19 protein-coding genes are annotated in these 23,938 nt (G+C 69.3%); 12 read left to right on the forward strand and 7 right to left on the reverse strand.

All coding sequences use genetic code 11. The features are described from left to right. The first annotated feature begins 115 nt into the window (after positions 1-115). From DW298_RS11880 to DW298_RS11890, 3 genes are read left to right on the forward strand one after another with little or no spacing between them, the layout of a single operon-like run. Positions 116-487 carry a YrdB family protein gene (locus DW298_RS11880; RefSeq protein ID WP_136042688.1) on the forward strand — a complete coding sequence of 124 codons (372 nt, stop codon included), beginning with the start codon at positions 116-118 and terminating at the stop codon, positions 485-487. A 24-nt stretch (positions 488-511) separates the two neighbouring features. Beyond that, on the forward strand, positions 512-1,876 hold the full coding sequence (locus DW298_RS11885) for an FAD-linked oxidase C-terminal domain-containing protein (protein ID WP_136042689.1): 1,365 nt from the start codon (positions 512-514) through the stop codon (positions 1,874-1,876). Beyond that, a complete protein-coding gene (locus tag DW298_RS11890; RefSeq protein ID WP_136042690.1) occupies positions 1,869-2,276 on the forward strand; it encodes an NUDIX domain-containing protein in 408 nt (135 codons plus the stop codon). Before DW298_RS11885 ends, DW298_RS11890 begins: the two co-directional genes overlap by 8 nt. Before the next feature lie 16 nt (positions 2,277-2,292). Here DW298_RS11890 and nagB read toward each other — a convergent pair whose 3' ends face one another. The 5 genes from nagB to DW298_RS11915 form a co-directional block, all read right to left on the reverse strand. Beyond that, positions 2,293-3,072: a glucosamine-6-phosphate deaminase gene (nagB, locus tag DW298_RS11895; protein ID WP_136042691.1), complete on the reverse strand. Its 780-nt coding sequence runs from the start codon at positions 3,070-3,072 to the stop codon at positions 2,293-2,295. Next, complete coding sequence (locus DW298_RS11900; RefSeq protein WP_205820363.1) at positions 3,065-4,030, reverse strand: ROK family protein; 966 nt, start codon at positions 4,028-4,030, stop codon at positions 3,065-3,067. Before DW298_RS11900 ends, nagB begins: the two co-directional genes overlap by 8 nt. A 43-nt stretch (positions 4,031-4,073) precedes the next feature. Further along, positions 4,074-5,261 carry an ROK family transcriptional regulator gene (locus DW298_RS11905; protein WP_136042692.1) on the reverse strand — a complete coding sequence of 396 codons (1,188 nt, stop codon included), beginning with the start codon at positions 5,259-5,261 and terminating at the stop codon, positions 4,074-4,076. 79 nt (positions 5,262-5,340) lie between these two features. Further along, entirely contained in the window at positions 5,341-8,610 is a 3,270-nt protein-coding gene (locus tag DW298_RS11910; RefSeq protein ID WP_136042693.1) for a family 20 glycosylhydrolase, read from the reverse strand. Further along, positions 8,601-9,818 carry an alanine racemase gene (locus tag DW298_RS11915; RefSeq protein ID WP_136042694.1) on the reverse strand — a complete coding sequence of 406 codons (1,218 nt, stop codon included), beginning with the start codon at positions 9,816-9,818 and terminating at the stop codon, positions 8,601-8,603. Before DW298_RS11915 ends, DW298_RS11910 begins: the two co-directional genes overlap by 10 nt. Before the next feature lie 26 nt (positions 9,819-9,844). Here DW298_RS11915 and DW298_RS11920 point away from each other — a divergent pair, with 26 nt between their 5' ends. After that, the gene (locus tag DW298_RS11920) at positions 9,845-10,249 is read left to right on the forward strand and encodes a RidA family protein (RefSeq protein ID WP_136042695.1); all 405 of its coding nucleotides are present in this window, start codon (positions 9,845-9,847) and stop codon (positions 10,247-10,249) included. Between the two features lie 106 nt (positions 10,250-10,355). Further along, complete coding sequence (locus DW298_RS11925) at positions 10,356-11,846, forward strand: L,D-transpeptidase family protein (protein ID WP_136042696.1); 1,491 nt, start codon at positions 10,356-10,358, stop codon at positions 11,844-11,846. 63 nt (positions 11,847-11,909) lie between these two features. On the opposite strand, the gene DW298_RS11930 is transcribed toward DW298_RS11925, so the two are convergent. Beyond that, the gene (locus DW298_RS11930) at positions 11,910-14,129 is read right to left on the reverse strand and encodes an NADP-dependent isocitrate dehydrogenase (protein ID WP_136042697.1); all 2,220 of its coding nucleotides are present in this window, start codon (positions 14,127-14,129) and stop codon (positions 11,910-11,912) included. A gap of 176 nt (positions 14,130-14,305) precedes the next feature. On the opposite strand from DW298_RS11930, the gene DW298_RS11935 reads away from it, so the two are divergent. From DW298_RS11935 to DW298_RS11965, 7 genes are all read left to right on the forward strand, one after another. After that, positions 14,306-14,764 (forward strand): GNAT family N-acetyltransferase, encoded by a 459-nt coding sequence (locus DW298_RS11935; RefSeq protein WP_136042698.1) that lies wholly within the window; start codon positions 14,306-14,308, stop codon positions 14,762-14,764. A 205-nt stretch (positions 14,765-14,969) separates the two neighbouring features. Further along, positions 14,970-15,986: a LacI family DNA-binding transcriptional regulator gene (locus DW298_RS11940; RefSeq protein WP_136042699.1), complete on the forward strand. Its 1,017-nt coding sequence runs from the start codon at positions 14,970-14,972 to the stop codon at positions 15,984-15,986. A 128-nt stretch (positions 15,987-16,114) separates the two neighbouring features. Further along, positions 16,115-17,422 (forward strand): extracellular solute-binding protein, encoded by a 1,308-nt coding sequence (locus tag DW298_RS11945; RefSeq protein WP_205820364.1) that lies wholly within the window; start codon positions 16,115-16,117, stop codon positions 17,420-17,422. 56 nt (positions 17,423-17,478) lie between these two features. After that, positions 17,479-18,444 carry a sugar ABC transporter permease gene (locus DW298_RS11950; RefSeq protein ID WP_136042700.1) on the forward strand — a complete coding sequence of 322 codons (966 nt, stop codon included), beginning with the start codon at positions 17,479-17,481 and terminating at the stop codon, positions 18,442-18,444. Then, positions 18,444-19,331 (forward strand): carbohydrate ABC transporter permease, encoded by an 888-nt coding sequence (locus tag DW298_RS11955; protein WP_136042701.1) that lies wholly within the window; start codon positions 18,444-18,446, stop codon positions 19,329-19,331. Before DW298_RS11950 ends, DW298_RS11955 begins: the two co-directional genes overlap by 1 nt. Continuing rightward, the gene (gene yicI / locus DW298_RS11960; RefSeq protein WP_136042702.1) at positions 19,331-21,565 is read left to right on the forward strand and encodes an alpha-xylosidase; all 2,235 of its coding nucleotides are present in this window, start codon (positions 19,331-19,333) and stop codon (positions 21,563-21,565) included. Before DW298_RS11955 ends, yicI begins: the two co-directional genes overlap by 1 nt. Further along, positions 21,562-23,001 carry a GH1 family beta-glucosidase gene (locus DW298_RS11965; protein WP_136042703.1) on the forward strand — a complete coding sequence of 480 codons (1,440 nt, stop codon included), beginning with the start codon at positions 21,562-21,564 and terminating at the stop codon, positions 22,999-23,001. The genes yicI and DW298_RS11965 overlap by 4 nt, the downstream gene beginning before the upstream one ends. A 28-nt stretch (positions 23,002-23,029) precedes the next feature. Here DW298_RS11965 and DW298_RS11970 read toward each other — a convergent pair whose 3' ends face one another. Next, the gene (locus DW298_RS11970) at positions 23,030-23,845 is read right to left on the reverse strand and encodes a hypothetical protein (RefSeq protein ID WP_136042704.1); all 816 of its coding nucleotides are present in this window, start codon (positions 23,843-23,845) and stop codon (positions 23,030-23,032) included. Positions 23,846-23,938 lie beyond the last annotated feature (93 nt).

Raw genomic sequence — 23,938 nt, forward strand, 5'->3', positions numbered from 1 at the left:
CGCTCCCGCTCCCGAGGCGCCCGCCGAGCCCGCACCTGCTGCGGCCGCTCCCGCCACCGACACCGCCGCCATCGCCCCGGCCGAGGACGCTCCGGCCGCCGAATAGACTGGTTGCATGTCCTCGGATCCCGCACCCGTTCCCGGCGTCGAGCGCCCGAACATCTCCGCCCTCGATGTCGTCCGCACCGTCGTCCTGGTCGCTGCCGTCGCCTCTCTCGCGCTGTGGGGATTCGCCAGCTGGGATCTCCCGTGGAACGTGATCCTCGGCATCGGGGCACCGGTGATCGTGATCCTCATCTGGGCACTCTTCCTGTCGCCGCGTCCGGTCCTGCGCGTGCACCCGTTCCTCCGCGCCGCCGTCGAGCTGTTGATCTACGTCGGAGTCACGATCGCCTGGTGGTCGATGGGTCAGGCGCTGATCGGCACCGCCTTCGCCCTGGTGGCCGTCGTCGCGGGCGTCCTCAGCGGTCGGCGCGCCCTGTCGTGAGCCTCCCGTCGTGAGCGCGCAGCCATGAGCGTCCTGACACAGCTGAAGGAGTCGCTCGGCGCGCTCGTCGACACCGACGAGGCTGTTCTCGAGCAGGCCAGAGCCGATCGCTCCGGTCATGCCGCAGCCGGACGCCCGATCGCCGTCGTCCACGCCGAACGGGTCGAGGACGTGCAGCAGACGATGCGCATCGCGTCGGCCGCGCGCACACCGGTCGTCATCCGCGGAGCCGGCACCGGACTCGCCGGTGGGGCGAACGCCGGCAGCGGCGAGATCGTGTTGTCCCTGCGGCGGATGACCGCGATCCGGGAGGTGCGGCCAGACGATCTGCTCGCCGTCGTCGAACCCGGCATCCTGAATGCCGACCTCAATGCAGAGCTCGCGCGACACGGGCTGTGGTGGGCACCCGACCCGGCCAGCCGCGACATCTCCACGGTCGGCGGCAACATCGCCACCGGTGCCGGCGGGCTGCTCTGCGCCAAATACGGTGTCGTCCGCGATGCCGTGCTCGGCGTCGACCTGGTCCTCGCCGACGGGCGGCTGCTGCACCTCGGGCACCGCAGCGTCAAGGGCGTCACCGGGCTCGACCTCACGGCGCTGGTCGTCGGCTCCGAAGGCACGCTCGGTGTCGTGGTGGGTGCGACCCTCAAGCTGCGCAGGCTCGTGCCGGGAGAGACCTGCACGGTGGTCGCCACCTTCCCCGGCGTGCGCGCCGCCGCCTCCGCCTCCGCTGCGGTGACCGCCGCGGGCGTGCAACCGGCGATCATGGAGCTGATGGACGCCGCGAGCCTCACCGCGGTGCACGCGCTCCTCGGCCTTCCAGCACCGACACCGGGAGCGGCCCAGCTCACCATCCAGACCGACGGCCCTGCCGCTCGCGTCGAAGCCGATACCATCGCGGAGATCCTTCGCGCTCACCGTGGGGTGACGGTCGTCTCGCACGACCGCGCGGAGGGAGAGCAGCTGCTGGCGATCCGCCGATCCATGCACGCGGCCATGGCGTCGCTGGGTACGACGCTCATCGAAGACGTCTCCGTGCCCCGCAGCGCGATGCCCGCCATGTTCGACGAGATCGCGCGTATCGAACGCGAATACCGACTCACGATCCCGACGGTGGCGCACGCGGGCGACGGCAATCTGCACCCCAACTTCCTCTTCGAGGGCCCCGACGTCCCACCCGAGGTGTGGGCGGCGGCCGACGAGCTGTTCCGCGCGGCGATCGCCCTCGGCGGGACGCTGACCGGAGAGCACGGCATCGGCGTCCTGAAGCGCCGCTGGCTCGCCGACGAGCTCGGAGAAGACCAGTGGCTGCTGCAGCGACAGATCGCCGCGGTGTTCGATCCCCTCGGCATCCTCAACCCTGGAAAGGTGTTCAGCCCCGATGCCTGACATCCACGTGAGCGCTGCCGTGATCGTCGACGCCGAAGGGCGGGTGCTGGTCGTCCGCAAACAGGGCACCACTCGGTTCATGCAGCCGGGAGGCAAGCCCGAGCCCGGTGAGTCCGCCGTGCAGACCCTGATCCGCGAGCTCCACGAGGAGTTGGGGCTGACGCTCGACGAGAGTGAGCTTCAGCCGCTCGGGACCTTCGTCTCCGCGGCCGCGAACGAACCCGGTCACCGTGTCGTCGCCGCGGCCTTCGCGGCATCCGTCGACCCCGGAGCCGTCACGGTCCAGGCGGAACTCGCCGAGCTGCGGTGGATCACTCCGGCGGACGTCGCGACACTCCCCCTGGCACCCCTGAGCGTCGAGCACCTGCTGCCGATCGCCTGGCCCGCGCTGGCGGGCTGAGCGCGCCGGACAGGCGTCAGATGCCCTGCCAGGCCGGTTTGTTCGCGAACGTGTAACGGTAGTAATCGGCGAGCTGGAGACGCGAGGCTGCGGCCTCGTCGACCACGATGGTCGCATGCGGGTGCAGCTGGATGGCGGAACCCGGCAGGAGCGCCGTGAGCGGCCCCTCGACCGCGCCGGCGACCGCCTCTGCCTTGCCCTCGCCGAACGCGAGCAGCACCAGGTGCCGCGCCTTCAGGATGGTGCCGAGGCCCTGCGTGATGCAGTGCATCGGCACGTCGTCGATCGAGTCGAAGAAGCGTGCGTTGTCCTCGCGGGTCTGCTCCGTGAGGGTCTTCACGCGAGTGCGCGAGGCGAACGACGACCCCGGCTCGTTGAAGCCGATGTGTCCGTCGGTGCCGATCCCGAGGATCTGCAGGTCGACCCCACCGGCGGCCTCGATGGCTGCCTCGTAGTCGTCGCCGGCGTGCTGAATCGTCGCGAGAGCGCCGTTCGGGACGTGGATGCGCTCCGGGTCGAGCCCGAGCGGTTCGACGACCTCGCGCGTGATGACGGATCGGTAGCTCTCCGGATGAGCCGGGTCGATGCCGACGTATTCGTCCAGGGCGAAACCGCGCACCTGCGAGACGTCGCGACCGGCGAGCTGCGTGCGCAGCGCCTGGTAGACGGGGAGTGGAGTGGACCCGGTCGCGAGCCCGAGCACTGCATCCGCGCGGCGTTCGATCAGCTCGACGATCTCGGTGGCGACCAGGGCGCCTGCGGCCTCGGCATTCTCGACGATGACGACCTCAGCCATGCGGGACGATCTCCTTCTCGGTGATGGATGCGCCGACGAGTGCGGCGCCGAAAGCGGCAGCGGGAGACCCGGCCGGAAGCAGTTCGATTCTCTCATCCAGGCGGAGGGACCGCATGAACGGCGATGCCTCGGCGCCCGCGTGCAACGCTGCGCGGATGCCGCCGTCCAGTCGGTCGCCGAGAGCCGTGAGCCCTCCCCCGATCACGACCGTCTCGACGTCGGCGGAGAGCACGAGAACCCGCACCGCAGCGGCGGCGCCGTGGAAGAGGTCGGTGCGGAGCGCGAGGGCGAGCGGATCGCCGGCGTCGGCGGCATCGAAGATGTCTCTGATCGGCAGTGCACCCGGTCGCCCCCACGCCTTGGCGAGCGCTCCGCCCCCGCAGAACGTCTCGACGCAGCCGTGCTGGCCGCATCCGCACAGACGGCCGTTCGGGTCGACCGAGAGGTGCCCCACCTCCCCCGCGGTGCCACGGGAACCGCGCCAGATGCGACCGTCGATCACGATGCCTGCCGCGACGCCGGTGCCGAGGTTGAGATACGCCATCGACCCGGTGACCCCGCTCAGGGCCGCCGCTCCGAGCGCTGCGGCCTTCACGTCGTTCTCAACTCGGAACGGGATGCCGAGGGCCTGCTCCGCGCGGTCGGCGAGCTCCAGCGACTCCACGCCGAGATTGACCGCATGATCGACCCGCCCGGCGTCGGCATCGACCAGCCCGGGGATGCCGATCCCTACGGAGCCGATGTCGGACGACGGCAAGCCGACCTCATCGGCGAGAGCGCTGACAGCCGCCACGATGCTTTCGACGACGGCGTCGTCTCCCCAGCCGGTGACCCGGCGGAGTCGCCCGACGATCTCACCGGAGGGGTCGACGGCCACCGCATCGATCTTCGTTCCACCGACGTCCAGGCCCACTCGAATCGGCCGACCGGTGGGGTCGGCAACACTCGCACCGTTCATCGGATGCCGCTCCCGGCGGTCTCGACAGTGGTGCAGAGGAGCGTCACGACACGCCCAGCTGACCGGAGAGCACCATCACCGCAGCACCGCGCAGGACGATGTCCTCCTGATGTGTCCGGCGCACGACGACGTCCTCGAAGACGCCCTCGAGCGTGCGGGCGTGCAGCGTCTCGATCGCGGCGTCGATCAGGATGCCGTCGAGCAGATCCGCGGGTCCGGAGAGCACGACCTCGGAGAGATCGAGGGCCGCGACGATCGGAGCGATGGCGATCGCCATGCGGGTTCCGGCGTCGCGCAGGATCTCGTCGCGGGCGTCGGGGTCGGACTCCAATGCCGCGCGCAGGCGGCTGACGCTCAGCCAGGCTTCGAGGCAGCCGTCCTTGCCGCAGGCGCACCGGGGACCGCCGTCGGTGCCGACGACGACGTGCCCGATCTCCCCCGCCGCGAAGCGGCTGCCCAGCAACGGCTGACTGCCGGTGATGAGCCCGGCGCCCACGCCCTTGCCGATCTTGATCAGCATGAAGTCGGCCTTCGCGTCCCCGAAGGTGTATTCGGCGAGCACCGCCGCGTTGGCGTCGTTCCTGGCGAGCACGGGCAGATCGAGGTCGATGCCCAGCTTCGCCTCGAGGGGGAAGTTCGTCCAGCCGAGGTTCGGCGAGCTGAGCACGAGTCCATCGGGCCGCACGACCCCGGGGGTGCCGATGCCGACGCCCAACAGGGGCTGCGTGGAGGCGGCGACCAGGGTCTTCGCGAGTTCGTGCAGGGCGGCGTACGCCGCCTCGCCGTCGGGCGATTCCGGCCGCGGGACTTCACGCCGCTCGAGCACGTCGCCGTCCAGGCTCAGCACGGCCCCGGTGAAAGCACTGGGACCCGAGAGATCGAGGCCGAGGATCTGATGGCCCACGCGGTCGATGTCGATCAGGATCGGAGGCTTGCCGGGCCCGACGGCCTCGCGGACGCCCATTTCGACGACGATGCCGTCGGCGATGAACTCCGCGACGAGATCGGAGATCGTGACCCTGGTCAGGCCCGTCTCGCGCGAGAGGTCGGCACGACTCATCGCCCCGGCGTGATACAGCGTCTGCAGGACCAGTGCACGGTTGTGGCCGCGGGCATGCTCGGGGAGCACTTTCGCGCGCGAGCGCAGGTGGCGCCCAGGGCCGAAGGCATGCGTGTTCGCGCCGAGGTACTCCACCTGCGGCGCGGGACGCTGTTCATCCGAAACGGACATGTTTGTTAGTAGACCTTACGAACAAAATTTGTGCAACCTCTCCCCGCAGACGCGCGGGGAGGGTTACCGAAACGTTACATTAATTTCGATACTCGGCGGAGGCGTTGTGCGATCGCTCGAGAAGGCGTGCCACCAGACCGGCGACGATGTGCTCGCGCGCCTCGATCGTCAGGGGCTTGCCCGGCACGCCGGGACGCCGCTGATCGGGCGCAGGTCCGTCCAGTGGACGATACCGCACCCCCGCCGCACGGAGGCGGCGCAGGTGCGTCGACAGACGTCGTCCGAAGTCCGCGTAGGGTGCCGGCTCGCCACCCTCCCAGAGCCGTTCGGCGATCGCCGCCAGCCGCGGGAACATCGCGAAGTCGACCCGATCACGGGTGGGCAGATGCTCGCTCCAGACGTTGGCCTGGCCGCCGACCGCTCCATCCTCGACACGCAGCGTGTAGGCGCGTTCGATCGTCAGCGGAGGGCCGACCCTGATGGGCTCCTCCGCGGACTCGGACTGGGGGTAGTCGAGGTACACCTCGAGGTCGGGGCAGGCCACGACCTCGATGCCGCGCGAGAGAGCGGCACGCATCGCGACCGGGCCGCGCCAGGCGAGGATCCGGACCCCGTCGGGGACATCCCCCTCGAGCACCTCGTCCCACGCCAGCGCCGTGCGACCTCTCGCGCGGACATGTGCGACGAAGTGGGCCGTGAACCAGGGCTGCACGTCGTGCGCCGAGGCGAGTCCGAGCTCCTGCATCCGGGTGGCGGCTGCAGCGCTCTGCTCCCATTCGGTCACGGGCACCTCGTCCCCGCCGATGCCGATCCACTCCGAGTCGAACACGTCGCACAGGGCGTCGATGGCTGCACGGCCGAATACCAGCGAAGCCTCGGTCGGAGCGAGCGTGCGCGGGTTCACACCGAACCGCTCCCACGGCGAGTCGACCGGATCTCCGACATCGGTGTTCCCGAGCTCGGGATACGCGGCGAGCGCGGCCTGGACGTGACCGGGCAGCTCGACCTCCGGGACCAGCGTCACGAAGCGATCGGCGGCGTATCTCACCAGATCCCGCAGCTCGGCCGTCGTGTAGAAGCCCTCGTGGATGCCCGGCTCGACGGTCGCGAGCGGACCGTGACCGCGCTGCGTCGCCGCTCGACGGGCACCGACCTCGGTGAGCCGGGGGAACCCCGGCACCTCGAACCGCCACCCCTGATCGTCCGTGAGATGCAGGTGCAGGACGTTGAGGCGATGATCGGCCAGAAGGTCGATGAGCCGACGCACCTCCTCTACGGTCCGGAAGTGGCGTGCGACGTCGAGCATCGCGCCCCGCCACGCATAGGCGGGTGCTCCCTCCCACACGCCGGCCGGGATCGGCGTCGCGGCTCCCTCCGGGTCGCGCAGCTGCCGCAGCACCGTTGCGCCGCGGTACACGCCGGCGGGAGTCGCGCCACGGACCTCGATGCCCGATTCGCTCACGCTGACGCGGAACGCCTCGCCTCCGATGCGCCCGACCGCTGCGGCATCGTCGCCGAGCGTCTCGTCGACCACGAGGCGGATGCACGGCCCTCCGTCGTCATCACCGAGACCGCCCAGCGTGGCTGCAGCGGCCGTGAGCTCCGCGGGGGCGAGCACGGGCGTCTTCCCCGACCAGGCGAACCCGGGCGCCATCGGGTCGATGCGCGCGTCGATGCGGGGCACCGTGGCCCGGTGGAGCGCCGGCGGCATCCGCAGCGCCCGGCCCGGCGTCGCGCCGGTGGGCTCGCCGTCGGAGACGACGGGCACTCCGCCAACCAGCACCTCGACGATGCCGAGCGGTGCGGCGAACGGCTCCTCGAATGTCGCCCCGGCCGCGATGGTCTCGGGATCGAACAGCACGAGGTCGGCGGTCGCACCGGAGCGGATCACACCGCGCGGAGCATCGTCGCGGTCGAGGCCCAGCCGCCTGGCGGGCGTCCCCGTCAGATGCTGCACCGCCTCCTCCAGCGTGAGCACGCCCAGTTCGCGCACGTAGTGTCCGAGATACCGCGGGAACGTGCCCCGACCGCGGGGATGCGGCCGCGCGCCGATCAGGATCCCGTCGCTTCCTCCCGTGTGCCGCGGATGGCGCATGATCGCGCGGACGTTCTCCTCATCGCCGATGTGCATCAGGATGCCCGTGGCACCGGCATCGGCATCGGCGACGATCGTGTCGAGCACGACGTCGACCGCTCGGCGCCCCGTCGTCTCGGCGACCTCGGCCACCGTCCGACCGACCAGGTCTGCGAGAGCAGGATGGGCCGTGCCCGAGATCTGGATCTGCGTCCAGTCGGCCCTCTCGCCGTGGAAGCCGTCGCACCCGATCTCCTCGAGTTCCACGCGAACGGCCTCCCGGCCGGCCGCGTCGAGCTCGGAGACGGCCCGCAACAGGTCACCCGTCGCGGCGAGCCTGCTCGGCAGCAGCGCGGCGAGCGTCGTTGCTCCCGGCAGATAGGGATAGGTGTCCAGGGTCACGTCGACGCCATCCGCGATGGCCTCGTCGATCAGGGCCAGGAGCTCCGCTGCCCGCCCCCGGTTCGGGGCGAAGTTCATCGTGGCGTGGGTGAGGTGGATGGGGCATCCGGTGCGGCGACCGATGTCGAGCACTTCCCGGTAGGCGTCGAGTGCTCCCCCGCCGTAGCTGCGGGTGTGCGGCGCCCAGTAGCCGCCGCGCTCCGCGACCACGCGGCACAGCGCTTCGAGTTCTGCCGTGTCGGCATACATTCCCGGCGTGTAGGTGAGGCCGCTCGACATCCCGAAGGCGCCGGCGTCCAGCGCTGCACCGAGCAGGTCCGCCATCGCAGTGATCTCGACCGCTGTCGCCGGGCGGTTCTCGTGCCCGACGACCATCAGCCTGAGGTTCCCCTGCGGCACGAGCACCGCGGCGTTGGCCACGGCTGCCGCATCGATCGCAGTGATCAGGTCGCCCATCGTCCGCCACGGAACCTCGGCCGGCATGCCGTTCCATCCGGCGATCTGCCCGGGGATGGTGGCGGCCGCGTCGTCATCGAGCGGGGCGTAGCCGAGGCCGTCCTGACCGAGCACCTCGGTGGTGACGCCCTGCCGGATCTTCGCGTCGTGATCGGCGCCGCTCAGCACGGCGAGGTCGCTGTGCGCGTGCATGTCGATGAATCCCGGCGCCAGCACGAGACCGGCCGCGTCGATCTCCACCGCACCCTCCGGAAGCTCGAGGACCCCGGCGCTCCCGAGTGGCAGAACCGCCGCCACCCTCGCGCCCTCGACGGCGACGTCGGCCACGTAGCGCGCCGACCCCGTCCCATCGACGACCGTCGCTCCGCGGTACACCCGCACCAGGCCGGCAGCGGCCTTCTCCGCGCTCAGAAGCATGTCGCGACCGCTCCGATCACGCGCGGATCCTCGGCATCGGGATCATCGATCACCGCGACCACGCGCCACTTGTCGAACGCCGTGCAGGGGTGCGAGAGTCCCAGACGCACCACGTCGCCGACCGCCGCCGACGCGCCCTCCGCCAACCGCAGGAACGCATGCTGATCGTTGAGCGCCGTGATCTCGCCGTCGACCGACTGCGGGACCGGCAGATCGAGATCGAACGGCACATCGCGTCGGCCCGCATCCAACAGGGCGAGGCCTTCCTCCGGCTGAGAGACGACGCGCGACCAGGCGTGCATCGCGGAACTGAGCCGAGCGGTTCCGGTCAACGGGCCGAACGGCGACATGCGGGAGTAGAAGCCGTCGTCGTGGATCTGGAAGGCACCCGAGCGCAGCACGACATCGGCATCGGCGCCCTCGGGCGCGAGGACCGCCGCGGCGCGGTCGGGGAAAGAGCTGCCGCCCGCGCTGAGCACGGGACGGACACCCTCGGGGTACACCAGCCGCGTGTGGAGCTCGACGATCGTCCGGAGATACGCGTCGACGGCCGCGACGGAGGCAGCGCTGCGATCCGGCCCGAACGGACCTTCGTATCCGGCGACGCCGGCGAGTCGCAGCCCGGAAGACTCCGAGATCGCCTGCGCGATCCGCTCTCCCTCGTCCACGCTGCGCGCGCCGGTCCGGCCCTGCGCCCCACCGAGTTCGACCAGCACGTCGAGCGGCCGCGCGGCACCGCGCATCCCGTCCGCCAGGATCGCGACGCCGTCGAGGGAGTCCGCCCAGCACAGCACCCGCAGCCCCTCATCGGCGGCGAGCAGCGCACTCAGTCGCCGCACCGCGGCGGCGTCCGTGACGGCGTTGGCGATCAGCACCGTCGGGACACCGGCGTCGACGGCGACCTCGGCCTGCCACGGTGTCGCGACCGAGATACCCCACGCACCGGCATCGAGCAGCCGCTGCCAGAGGGCGGGCGCCATCGTGGTCTTGCCGTGCGGCGCGAGCAGCACCCTCTGCTCCCGCGCCCACGCGAAGACGGTCCTCTCGTTGTGGTCGAGCGCCCCCTCGTGCACCGTGAGCACCGGCGTGACCAGGTCGGAAAGGTGCAGATCAGCGCCGGCGACCTCCGAGAGTCGGAGTCCCGCAGCATGCGCCGGGAAGCCCTTCGTCCAGGCGCCGAGAACGGGATCCGGAATTTGTAGAGGCATCTAACAAGGCTACTAGGCTGGATGACATGACTGCGAAGATCCGAGTTTCCACCGATGCCGCCCCCGCTCCCGCGCACACCTTCTCTCAGGGGATCCGCAAGGGGGCGTTCGTTCAGGTGTCCGGCCAGGGCCCGGTCGACCCGCAGACGAACGAGTACCTCTTCCCGGGCGATGTCGCCGCGCAGACCACGCGCACACTCGAGAACGTCAAGGCCATCGTCGAGGCATCCGGCGCGACTTTCGACGACGTCGTGATGCTGCGCGTGTACCTCACCAAGCGTGAGGACTTCCCGATCATGAACGATGCCTACGGCGCCTTCGTGACGGCGAACACCCCCAGCGGGATCCTCCCGTCGCGCACGACCGTCTTCACCGGTCTGCCCCGCGAGGAGATGCTCGTCGAGATCGACGGCATCGCCATCGTCGACTGACCGCCGGCGCGGGGAGGGACGATATCACGGACCGTTGCCTCCCCGTTACCTCCCATCCCGTACCATTGGACGTCTAGGACACGTTTGAGAGCCGGGGGGTGAGTTCGTGACCGATCTGATTTCCGCGCCGGGCGCAGCAGCAGAGGCGCACGGCGACGACGCCACGCCCACCGCAGTACTCACGCCGCGAGAGCCGGGTTCCGACACCGAGCCGCCCACCACGGGCGAGCAGCCCTTGGCGTGGGCGCCTGTCGAGCCGGCACCGAAGAAGCGTCGCCTCGGGCTCTGGATCGGGCTCGGACTCGGTGTCGTCGCGCTGGGCGCAGGAGCCGCCTCGCTGGTCCTCATCGCGCCGGGAACCACCGTCGCCGGGATCCCGGTCGGATGGATGACCCCCGGCGCCGCTGCCGAAGCGATCAGCACGCATCTCGCCGAGACCGAGGTCACACTCACCGGCGAGGGAGACGACGCGGTGCTGACGGGCGCCGACCTCGGCGCGTCCCTCGATGCGACCGCTCTCGCCGATGCCGCCTTCGCCGAACGCCCCCTGTGGAACCTCGGCATGTGGATGGGCGATCCGGTTCCCGCCGACATCGCCCTCGATGCGGAGAAGGCTTCTACGGCGCTGCGCAGCGCCGTTCCGACGAGCTTCCAAGACCCGGTGGACGCCGGCGTCGCATTCGACCCCGCCAGCGGAAAGTACATCGTCACGGCCTCGGAGCCCGGCACCGGAATCGACGTCGACGATCTCACCGCCGCCTTCACCGACGCGGTAGCCGAGGGGAAGACGTCTCTCGAATACCCCGGCGGTCCGGCCGAGGCCCTGCCTGCCGTCTCCGACGACGACGCCACCGCGACCGCCACCGGGCTGAACACGATGCTCGGGACGATCGGCTTCTACGTCGGCGACGAACGCACCGTACCGGTCAAGCCCGCGGTCGCCGCCACCTGGCTGACCGTGGTCGCCGAAGACGGTCAGTTGCGCATCGAAGCCGATCCGCAGGCCATCCAGGCCACGGTCGACACGCTTCCGGGTCTCGTCGACCGGGCACCTGTCAACGCCACGAACATCGTCGACTCCGCCGGCACCGTGCTGCGGGCCGAGCAGGAGGGTGTCGTCGGCCGCGCCGTCGGCGACACGTCGGGTGTCGCCGAGCAGTTCGCGCAGCAGCTCGCCGCCGGCGACGGGGTGTTCAAGCTCACCGTGGGCGAGACCGCGTTCGAGACGGTGAACCTGTTCCGCCGCATCGAGATCAACCTGAGCTCGCAGCGCGCCTACCTGTTCCAGAACAACGAGGTCGTCCAGTCCTGGGCCGTGTCGACCGGCCTGCCCGGCACGCTGACCCCGGCCGGAAACTTCAAGGTGTTCGCGCACACGTCCATCCAGGACATGGGCTGCTACGAGGGCGCGCCCTACTGCACCGAAGACGTCCCCTGGATCACCTGGTTCGCACCGAACATCGGGTTCCACGGCACCTACTGGCACAACAACTTCGGCCAGCGCATGAGCCACGGCTGCGTGAACCTCCCGATCGACCTCGCCAAGTACGTCTACGACTGGTCGCCGGTCGGCCTCGAGGTGTCGGTCTACTACTGAGCCGCCCTGGCGCGGACATGAAGAAGGGGGTGGATGCCGAAGCATCCACCCCCTTCTCGTGTGTCAGCGCAGCGCGTCGACGATGCCGTTCAGCGTCTCGGACGGACGCATGACCGCGGCGACGAGCTTCTCGTCGGGACGGTAGTAGCCGCCGATCTCCACCGGCTTGCCCTGCACCGCGTTGAGCTCGGAGACGATCTTCTCCTCGTTCTCGGCGAGCGTGGCGGCGATCGGCGCGAAGGACGCGGCGAGCTCGGCGTCCTTCGTCTGCGTGGCCAGCTCCTGCGCCCAGTACAGGCCCAGGTAGAAGTGGCTGCCACGGTTGTCGATCGTGCCCAGCGCACGGCCCGGGGAGCGGTCCTCTTCGAGGAAGATGCCGGTCGCGGCATCCAGCGTCTCAGCCAGCACGCGGGCCTTCTCGTTGCCCGTGCGGTCGGCGAAGTGCTCGAGCGATGCGGCCAGCGCGAAGAACTCGCCGAGCGAGTCCCAGCGCAGGTAGTTCTCCTCGACCAGCTGCTGCACGTGCTTGGGGGCGGAGCCGCCCGCACCCGTCTCGAAGAGGCCGCCGCCCGCGAGCAGCGGAACGATCGAGAGCATCTTGGCGCTCGTGCCGACCTCGAGGATCGGGAACAGGTCGGTGAGGTAGTCGCGCAGCACGTTGCCGGTGACCGAGATCGTGTCGAGCCCGTGACGCATGCGGGCGAGCGTGTAGCGCGTCGCCTCCTCGGGCGCGAGGATCGTGATCGTGAGGCCCTTGGTGTCGAGCGTCGCCAGACCCTGGTGCACCTTCGCGATGATCTGCGCGTCGTGCGAGCGGTTCGCGTCGAGCCAGAACACGGCCGGCACGCCGGTCGCGCGGGCGCGGGTGACCGCGAGCTTGACCCAGTCCATCACCGGGATGTGCTTGGTCTGCGTCGCCCGCCAGATGTCGCCCTTGCCGACCGCGTGCTCGATGAGCACCGTGCCCTCGCTGTCGAGCACCTGGACGATGCCGTCCGCCGCGATCTCGAACGTCTTGTCGTGGCTGCCGTACTCCTCGGCCGCCTGCGCCATGAGCCCCACGTTCGGGACGGTGCCGATCGTGGCGGGGTCGAGCGGTCCGTTCGCGATGACGTCATCGATCACGGCCTGGTAGACGCTCGCGTACGAGGAGTCGGGGATGACCGCGAGGGTGTCCGCCTCCTCACCGTCCTTGCCCCAGAGCTTGCCACCGTTGCGCACGAGCGCAGGCATCGAGGCGTCGACGATGACATCGCTGGGCACGTGCAGGTTGGTCGTGCCCTTGTCGGAGTTCACGTAGGACAGGCGAGGGCCCTCGGCGATGGCCTTATCGAACGCCGCGGCGATCTCGTCGCCGCCCGTGACGTTCGCGAGCCCTGCGAGGATCGAGCCGAGACCGTCGTTCGCGCTGAGTCCGGCTGCAGCCAGCATGTCGCCATACTGCGCGAACACGTCGGCGAAGAATGCCTTCACCACGTGACCGAAGATGATGGGGTCGCTGACCTTCATCATGGTCGCCTTGAGGTGCACCGAGTAGAGCACGTCGTCGGCCTTCGCCGTGGCCAGAGTCTCGGCGAGGAACGCGTCGAGTTCGGTGGCGGAGAGGAACGTCGCGTCGACGATCTCGCGCGGCAGGACCTTGAGCCCCTCTTTCAGCACGGTGACCGTTCCGTCTTCCGCCGTGTGGCGGAAGCTCAGGACGTCGTCGTGGGCCGCGACCCAGGACCGCTCGTTGTGCTTGAAGTCATCGTGCCCCAGAGTGGCGACGCGCGTCTTCGATCCCTCGGCGAACGGCTTGTTGCGGTGCGGGTGCTTCTTCGCATAGTTCTTCACCGCGAGAGGCGCACGGCGGTCGCTGTTGCCCTCACGCAGCACCGGGTTCACGGCGGAGCCCTTGATGCGGTCGTACCGCGCGCGCACGTCCTTCTCTTCGAGCGACGACGGCTCGTCCGGGAAGTCGGGGATGTCGTAGCCCTGCTCCTGCAGTTCCGCGATGGCGCCCTTGAGCTGCGGGATCGATGCCGAGATGTTCGGCAGCTTGATGATGTTCGCCTCGGGGAGCGTGGCCAGGCCACCCAGCTCGGCGAGGGCGTCACCCACCTGCTGCTCCGGCGTGAGCTTCTGCGGGAAGGCGGCCAGGATGCGGCCGGCCAGCGAGATGTCGCGGGTCTCGAAGTCGATGCCCGCCTGACCCGTGTAGGCCTGGATGATCGGCAGGAACGAGGCGGTGGCCAGTGCCGGCGCCTCGTCTGTGTGGGTGTAGATGATGGCTTCGTCGGTCACCGGGAGGTTCTCCGCTCTTGTGGTCTATTTGTCTCGATACCAAGATACCTGAGTGGCCTCGAGCCCGTGGCCCCGGCCTCTCCACGCCGTCCGAGGAGTGGGGACGAACGGCCAGATCTGGACGAAAAGTTCGACCGAACGGTGTCGGGTCCGCCGCGAGGCGTTAGCCTGGGTCCATGTCCGAACTGCGCATGGTCGAACTCTCCGCTGCGACGATCGTCGCCGTGAACAACCTGTCGCTCAAGCCCGGGCAGGAGCAGTTCCTCGCTCCCGTCTCGTACGGGATCGCAGCCACAGTCATCAACCCGCAGACGTCCTGGCAGCGGGTGATCCTCGATCGCAACGAGGTCGTCGGCTTCGTCAGCGCGAACTTCGATCCCGAAGCGCCGGAGGAGCACTTCCGCTCCGTGCTGTGGCGCATCAACGTCGACGCCGACGATCAGGGTCGGGGCGTCGGCCGCTTCGCCGTCGAGGCGCTGGTCGACGAGGCCAAGGCGCGCGGCGTCGACCACGTGAACGTGATCTACGAGGCCGGCGAGGGCGGGCCCGAGACCTTCTTCCACCGCGTCGGCTTCACGCCTGTCGGAGAGACCGAGTACGGCGAGGTCATCGCCGAGATCCGCGTCACGTCCTAGGGCCGGCGGCGGGGTCTCGAATCCCTCCCCCATCGAGACCTCGTCGCCCCTGACCGCGGGATCGCTCCCATGGTCACGAACCCGGATTTGTTGCGCATGACCACAAAAGGCTTGCGTCCCGCATCGGGTCGTGCCTATCATCGCTGGAGAAGCTTGAGCGAAACGCTTCGACGATTACTTCCCGCACGTTGACGATGGAGTCCCGATGACGACGATCCATGAGGTGGCACGCGCCGCCGGCGTGTCGATCAGCACGGTCTCCTACGCGCTCAGCGGCAAGCGTCCGGTCTCGGAGAAGACCCGCCTGCGCATCGAGGACGCCGTGCACGCGCTCGGGTATGAGCCCGATGCCGGTGCGCGCATGCTGGCCGGTCGCCGCACGCACATCTTCGCTCTGACCGAGCCGCTGCGCGCGGACACGCATGCACCGACCCACATGGCCTTCGTGCTCGCGACCGCGGTCGCCGCGCGACGACAGGGCTTCGACATCCTCCTCCTCACCGACGAGCAGGCCTCAGAGGGCATGAACCGCGTGGCGGCGAGCAACCTCGTCGACGCGATCCTCGTGCTCGACGTCGCTCCCGACGACGAACGCGTCCCCATCGCCCGCTCCATCGGAACGCCCACCATCTTCATCGGCCTGCCCGACGACAGCGCCGGCCTGACCTGCGTCGACCTCGACTTCGAGGCGGCCGGTCATCTGGCAGTGGACCGTCTCGCCGACGCGGGTCATCGACGCATCGCCCTGCTCGGTCAGACCGAGGTCTCGTACCGCAAGTCGAACTTCCCGCGCCGGCTGCTCCGTGGCGTGCAGGAGCAGGCAACCGCCCGCGGGGTGGCTCTCGACTGGTCGGAGTCGGGCGCATCGGTCACGGATGCGGCCGCCGTGCGCGCATCCGTGGAGGCGGCGCTCGCTCGCGGCGATCGCGCGTTCATCGTGCACGCCGTCGACGACGTGCATCAGGTGCTGCTGTCCGTGCTGGCCGAACAAGGCCTCCACGTCGGCGACGACGTCTCGGTGGTCTCTGCCGCCGCGTCCTTCGACACATCGGCGCTGCCCGTTCCCGTCGACACCATCCCTCTCGTTCCGCAGCGATCGTGCGAACTCGCGGTCGACCTGGCGGTCCGCCATCTGGACGACCCGCTCGCACCCGCCGAGATCCATCTCATCCCGCCCGAGTATCGCTCGGTCGGCTCCGTCTCCTCCCCCGCCCGAGACTGACCGTCTCTCCACGCTCCCGCAGGCATGGTCGCGGTCGAAACGCTTCGACGAATGTCTCGCTCACAACTGAACAATCCGACCCAGTGAAGTGTCCGGCCCTTGGGGCCATTGAGAAAGGAGTGCCGACGATGGCACGCACCACCCGCAGGACGAAGGCGCTGGCCCTGGTGGCCGCGCTCACGACGACCGGCATCGCGCTGAGCGGCTGTACAGCCGGTTCCGGTGACGACGGCGGCGACGGCCAGACCCTCAAGCTCTGGCACTACGAAGGCGCCGACAGTGCGATGGGCAAGGCCTGGGCCGAATCCATCAAGATCTTCGAGGAGGAGACCGGAGCGAAGGTCGAGTTCGAGGAGAAGTCCTTCGAGCAGATCCAGAAGACCGCCAGCCAGGTGCTCGACACGGATGCCGCGCCCGACCTGATGGAGTTCAACAAGGGCAACGCGACCGCGGGCTTCCTCGCCTCCACCGGCCTGATCGCCGACATCTCGGACGCGGTCGAGGAGTACGGGTGGGACGAGAAGCTGGCACCGTCGCTGCAGACCACCGCCAAGTACTCGGAAGACGGCGTGATGGGCGGTGACACCTGGTTCGGAGTTCCGAACTACGGCGAGTTCGTGGGCGTCTACTACAACGAGGATGCGTTCGCCGCAGCGGGACTCGAGATCCCCACGACGTACGAGGAGTTCGTCGACGTGCTCGACGCCTTCGTCGCCCAGGGCGTCACGCCCCTCGCGGAAGCCGGCGCTGAATACCCGCTGGGACAGCTCTGGTACCAGCTCGCCCTGCTCGAGGCCGACCGCGGCTTCGTCGACGACTACCAGCTCTACGAGAACCCCGTCGACTGGCAGGGCCCGGAGGTCACGGCTGCCACCGAGACCCTGAAGGAGTACGTCGACAAGGGCTACATCGCCTCCGACGTGTCATCGGTCAAGGCGGAGGACGCGGGCGTCTCGTTCATCAACGGCTCGTCACCGATCTTCGTCTCCGGCTCGTGGTGGTTCGGCCGCTTCGTCGCCGAGGCCACCGGCTTCGACTGGTCGATGGCCGCATTCCCCGGAGCCGACCTCTCGCTCGGCTCCTCGGGCAACCTCTGGGTCGTCCCCGAGAACGCCGCCAACAAGGACCTCGCCTACGAGTTCATCGACATCACGATGCGCCCCGAGATCCAGGCGATCATCGGCAACAACGGCGGCCTGCCCGTCGCGGCCGACACCGCCGACATCACCGACGAGAAGAGCGCGGCCCTCATCGAGACCTTCAACGGGGTCCTCGACGCCGACGGCCTCTCCTTCTACCCGGACTGGCCCGCACCGGGCTTCTACGACGTGATCGTGCAGGAGCTGCAGGGCCTCGTCACCGGCGTGCAGGACGTGAAGACCACGAACAAGAACCTCGGCGAGCAGTACGACGAGGGCACCGCCGAATTCCGTTGATCGACCTGCGGGGGCGGCATCCACGGATGCCGCCCCCGCACCTCCTGGAGATGAAGATGTCACTCGCCACCCGCCGCGAGGGCCGCACCAAGCTGCCGCCCGAACAGCCGTCGATCCCGCAGCGCAGCGGTGGGACCGGTGCCTACTGGTTCTACCTGCTCCCCGGCTTCGTGCTCCTGCTCATCGTCGTGATCGTTCCGCTCATCTGGAACGTGTACCTCACCTTCACGAAGTGGAAGGGGGTGCGCGCACCGGAGTTCATCGGGCTCGAGAACTGGCAGAAGATCCTCACCGACAGCGACTTCTGGACCTCGTTCACCAACTCGGTGTGGATGATCATCGCGATGGTCGTGGTGCCGACGATCGTGGGGCTCGTCGTCGCCGCACTCCTGTTCGACGTGGTCGGACGCAAGTTCGGCGGCAAGGTCGGCAGCTTCCTCCGGGCCACCTACTACCTTCCGCAGATCCTCCCCATCGCCGTCGCCGGCATCGTGATCGGCTGGATCGTGCGCCCGGGCAGCGATGGTGCCCTCAACCAGATGCTCGGCTGGTTCGGCCTGCCCGCCTACGACTGGCTCGGCCAGATGCCGTCCGCGCTCATCGTGCTCATGGTCGTGATGGTGTGGGTGCAGCTCGGCTACCCCGTCGTGGTCTTCATGGCCGCACTCCAGCGCGTCGACCCGGAGTTGTACGAGGCTGCGGAGCTCGACGGCGCGAACTGGTTCCAGCGGTTCTCGGCGATCACGATGAGCATCATCCGCCCGGAGATCTTCGTCGTCACCCTGACCTGCACGATCGCCGCGCTCAAGGTGTTCGGTCCGGTCTACATCATCACCCGCGGAGGCCCGGCCGGCGCCACCCTGGTGCCTGCTTACTACGCCTACCAGGAGTTCTTCACGAAGCGGAACGTCGGCTACGGCGCCACGATCGCCACCGTCCTCACCATCGTCGTCGTGATCGTGTCGATCATCTTCATCCGCGTCCAGAACTCCCTCGAGCGCAAGGAAAGGGCGGGTCTGTGATGCACGCCACCACCGCCATCGTCACCGGAAAGCCCGCCAAGACGCGCCCGCGCGGCGGCATGACCAAGAAGCGCCCGATCGACTGGCTGCTGCTCGCGCTGGTCATCGTCGGAGCGCTGCTGGTCATCGCGCCGTTCTACCTGGTTCTCGTGAACTCCTTCAAGTCGCCCGTCGACTACGCCACCTCCGGTCCCCTCGCCCTCCCCGAGTCGCTCGACTTCGGCGGCATCATCAAGTTCTGGGAGCGGGTGAACTTCCCGGAGAAGGTGTGGAACTCGATCTTCATCGCCGGGATCGTGTCGGTGCTCGCGGTCGTCATCTCGATGCTCAACGCCTTCGCGATCGGCATCGGCCGCGTGCGCGGTCGCTCGTGGATCGTGCTGCTCTTCCTCATGGCGAACCTCCTGCCGCAGGAGGCGCTGCTCTACCCGCTGTATTACATGTTCAAATCCGTCGGACTGTACGACAACGTGTGGTCGGTGATCATCGTGTTCACCGTCATCCAGGCGGCGTTCGGCACCTACCTGCTCTCGTCCGTGTACGGCACCTTCCCCAAGGAGGTCCTCGAGGCCGCGTCGCTCGACGGTGCCAGCCGCTGGCAGATCCTGTGGCGCGTGATCTTCCCGATCAGCCGTCCGACGCTCTCGGTGCTCCTGATCTTCTTCTTCATCTGGACCTGGAACGAGTTCCTCATCCCGCTGACGTTCCTCGCCTCCAACGCGAATCAGACGGTTCCGGTGGCCATCAGCGTGCTCCAGGGCGACCGGCTGATGGACGTGACCACCACGAGCGCCTCGGCGCTGCTCGGCATCATCCCGACGCTCATCTTCTTCCTCATCTTCCAACGCACCCTCACCAGGGGCATCACCGCAGGAGCAGTCAAGTAATGAAGTTCACCGACGGGTTCTGGCAGCTGCGCCCCGGGGTCACGGCGCTCTACGCGCAGGAGGCCTACGACATCGCCGAGACCGATGAGACTCCCGACGGGGCCGGCATCGTCATCACGGCACCCACGATGGTCATCGCGAAGCGCGGCGACACCCTCAACCGGCCCGTGCTCACCACCACCCTCTCCTCCCCCGCCGAGGGCGTCATCCGCGTGCGCATCGCGCATCACGCCGGCGGTCGATGGCACGGCGGATTCACGCTGCCGGGCGCGGGCGCCGGCACTGCCTCGATCTCCCTCGGCGACCAGGGGGGCGTGCTGGACGCCGGGTCGCTGGTCGCCCGCATCGCCCCCGGCGATCCGTGGGACCTGTCGTTCGAGGTCGACGGCCGCCGAGTGACCGGCAGCGGCCACAAGGCGCAGGGCTACGTGCGGCTGGCGGACGACGCGCAGGTCGATCGCGGGATCGTCGGCAACGGGCGCCAGGGCGGCGCGGCGCCCCGAGCATCCGCCTACGTGCACGAGCAGCTCGACCTGGGCGTCGGGGAGCACGTGTACGGGCTCGGCGAGCGCTTCGGACCGCTGGTGAAGAACGGTCAGACCGTGGAGATCTGGAACGCCGACGGCGGCACCTCCAGCGAGCAGGCCTACAAGAACGTCCCGTTCCACCTCTCGGATCGCGGCTACGGCGTGCTCGTGAACGACCCGGGCCACGTCTCGTACGAGATCGGCTCGGAATCCGTCGAGCGCGTGCAGTTCTCGGTCTCCGGCGAAGTGCTCGAGTACTTCGTGATCGCGGGCCCGACGCCGAAGGACGTGCTCGGTCGCTACACGGCCCTCACCGGCCGCCCGCCCGTGGTCCCCGCCTGGTCGTACGGGCTGTGGCTGTCGACGAGCTTCACGACCGACTACGACGAGCAGACCGTGAACTCGTTCATCGACGAGATGTCCGCACGCGAGCTGCCGGTCTCCGTCTTCCACTTCGACTGCTTCTGGATGCGCGAGTTCCAGTGGTGCGACTTCGAGTGGGATCCGCGGGTGTTCCCCGACCCCGAGGGGATGCTCGGGCGCCTGCACGACAAGGATCTGCGGGTCTGCGTGTGGATCAACCCCTACATCGCCCAGCGCTCCCCGCTGTTCCGCGAAGCCGCCGATCAGGGCTTCCTGGTGAAGCGCGCCGATGGCTCGGTGTGGCAGTGGGACCTCTGGCAGGCCGGCATGGGCCTGGTCGACTTCACGAATCCCGACGCCACAGCCTGGTACCAGTCGAAGCTGCGGGGCCTCGTCGCCCAGGGCGTGGACTGCTTCAAGACCGACTTCGGCGAGCGCATCCCCACGGATGTCGTCTGGGCCGACGGCGCAGCCCCCGAGCGCATGCACAACCTCTACACCGAGCTCTACAACCGCGCGGTGTTCGACGTGCTCACCGAGACGCGCGGGGAGGGCGACGCGGTGCTGTTCGCGCGCTCGGCGACCGCGGGCGGGCAGAGCATGCCCGTGCACTGGGGCGGCGACTCCACCTCGACCTACACGTCGATGGCCGAGACGCTGCGCGGAGGGCTGTCGCTCGCCCTCTCGGGCTTCGCCTTCTGGAGCCACGACATCGGCGGGTTCGAGGGCATGCCGGATGCCGGTGTCTTCAAGCGCTGGACGGCCTTCGGGCTGCTCGGTTCGCACTCACGCTTCCACGGGTCGAGCTCGTACCGGGTGCCGTGGGCGTTCGACGAGGAGGCCGTCGAGGTGACGCGCCAGTTCACGCACCTCAAGATGCGCCTCATGCCGTACCTGTACCAGCAGGGGCTGGATGCCGCGGCGACGGGCGTGCCGCTGATGCGTCCGATGATGCTGGAGTTCCCCGAGGATCCGGCCACCGCCTACCTCGACCGGCAGTACATGCTGGGGGCCGACCTGCTCGTCGCTCCGGTGTTCACCGAAGACGGAGAGGTCGACTTCTACCTCCCCGCCGGGGAGTGGACCTCGCTGCTCACGGGCGAGACCGTGACCGGCGGCGGCTGGCGACGTGAGAAGCACGGGTTCGACTCGCTGCCGCTGTACGTGCGGCCGGGCACGGCGCTCCCCTGGGGTGCACGGGTCGACCGCCCGGATTACGACTACCATGACGGACTGCGGCTCCGGGTCTTCCCCGGCGGCGCCGGCAGCACTACGGTCACGGTGACGGACCCCGATGGCCGCGCCGAGGACTACACCGTCGACCTCGAGGAGATCACCGCATGACCAGCCTGCTCACGCCCCGCGATGACTACCGCGGCTCCGGCCTGGTGTTCCCCGATGGGTTCACGTTCGGATCCGCCACGGCCTCGTACCAGATCGAGGGAGCGGCAGCCGAAGACGGCCGGACCCCGTCGATCTGGGACACCTTCAGCAAGACACCGGGTCGGGTCTGGAACGGGGACACGGGCGACGTCGCGTGCGATCACTACCATCGCGTGGACGAGGACCTCGATCTGATGTCCGACCTCGGGCTCGAGGCCTATCGGTTCTCGATCGCCTGGCCGCGTATCGTCCCCGCGGCGTCCGGCGAAGTGAACCAGGCCGGGATCGATTTCTACTCCCGCCTGGTCGACGGGCTGCTCGAGCGCGGAATCCGTCCGGTGGCGACGCTCTACCACTGGGACCTCCCGCAGTATCTCGAGGATGCCGGTGGCTGGACATCGCGAGCGACCACCGACGCCTTCGAGCGCTACGCCGAGATCATGGGCACGGCCCTCGGCGACCGCGTGCACACCTGGACGACCCTCAACGAGCCGTGGTGCTCCGCCTATCTCGGCTACGGCCAGGGCGGCCACGCACCGGGACGCCACGAACCGGCATCGGCGCTGTCGGCCGTCCACCACCTCAACCTCGCCCACGGGCGCGCCCTGCAGGCGCTTCGCGCGACCTCCACCGGCGACCCCGACTACTCCGTCACCCTGAACTTCCACGTGCTGCGCGGACAGGGAGACGGCGCCGCGGAGGCGATGCGCCGCATCGACGCTCTCGCCAACCGCGCGTTCACCGGCCCGATGCTGCGCGGCGAGTACCCGGCCGATCTGCTCGAGGACACCGCATCGGTCACCGACTGGGGTTTCGTGCAGGACGGTGACCTCGCCACGATCGCCCAGCCGATCGACGTGCTCGGCGTGAACTACTACTCGACCGCGACCGTGCGCCTCTGGGACGGCGTCTCGCCGAAGCAGCAGAACGACGGACACAAGGGTGCCGCCGGCGGAACGGCCTGGCCCGGCAGCGACCAGCTGGTCGAGTTCGTGGAGCAGCCCGGCCCCTACACCGCGATGGGCTGGAACATCGCTCCGGAGGGCCTCGAGGAGCTGCTGGTGTCACTCTCCGAGCAGTTCCCCGAGCAGGCGCTCATGGTCACCGAGAACGGCGCCGCATTCGAAGACGAGGTCGCCGCAGACGGTGCGGTTCACGACGTCGAGCGCACCGACTACCTGCGCCGCCACTTCACCGCGGCGCACCGGGCGATCGAACGCGGTGTGGACCTGCGGGGGTACTTCGTGTGGTCGCTGCTCGACAACTTCGAGTGGGGATACGGCTACGCCAAGCGGTTCGGGATCGTGCGGGTCGACTTCGACGACCTCGCACGCACCGTGAAGGACTCCGGCCTCTGGTACCGGGAACTCATCCGCACCCGCACCGTGGAGGGCTGACCTCGCTCCGGGCGTCGCCGGGCGGCCGTCAGGGACGGTCGTCCGGCTTGCCGGGCCTCTTGCGGTTGGTCCAGGCGGCGATGGCGGATGCCGCCGCACCGGCAGCACGGTCGATCGCCTCGGCCGAGCGGCTCAGCATGTCCTGCGCCGCATCCTGCCAGGCCGCGTTCGGCGGGGCCTCACCGGCCTGGACCCTCGCCGCATGCTCCGCCGCCTCGAAGGCGCGCTCGAGCTCGGAGACGGCGTCGCGGTAGGCCGCGAAGTCGGCAGGGGTGGTCTTGCCCGAGACCGCGCGCCGCATCTCGGCCGCGTGTCCGGATGCCCGCAGGTACGCCGCCGTGGCGGGGAGCTTGACGTCGGTCATCGCGGGATAGGCGATCTGGAGCGCGGGGTCGGTCTCGTACCGCATCCACCGGACCGTCACGGCATCGTGCGCGGCATGCAGCCGTTCCACGGGACCGGGCTCGGAGGCCGTCGGCACCGCCGCACGTGCGGCGTTCAGGCGCACCTGCCGGGCGCGCACGTCGGCCGAGGCCGCTTTGGCGTCGCGCTCCCGCTCCTTGAGCATCCGTCGCGCTCCGGCGACCTGCTCGGCCGTCGCGCGCTGCGCCGCACGTTCCGCCGTGACGCGGGCGAGGTCTGCGCGGGCGATCTTCAGCGCGATGCGTCGCTCGGACGCGATCCGCTGCGCGGTCCTGAGGTCCTGACGCGCTGCATCGACCTCGAGCCGGCGCCCGCTCATCGTGCTGCTCCGGCGACGCAGACCGAACGCGCCGGCCGTTCCCGCAGCGACTGCGGTCGGCGCGATCCACCACCACTCGGCGGCGAGCAGCAAAGGATCCATGATCCGATGCTACCCAGGCGCGGCGACCGACGGATCCCCTGTGCCGCGCGCTCGGGGCCGATCCCCACCCCCGCGGGCACGGGGTGTTCCCGT

The organism is Microbacterium sp. A20 (assembly GCF_004794515.1).
Classification (GTDB): domain Bacteria; phylum Actinomycetota; class Actinomycetes; order Actinomycetales; family Microbacteriaceae; genus Microbacterium.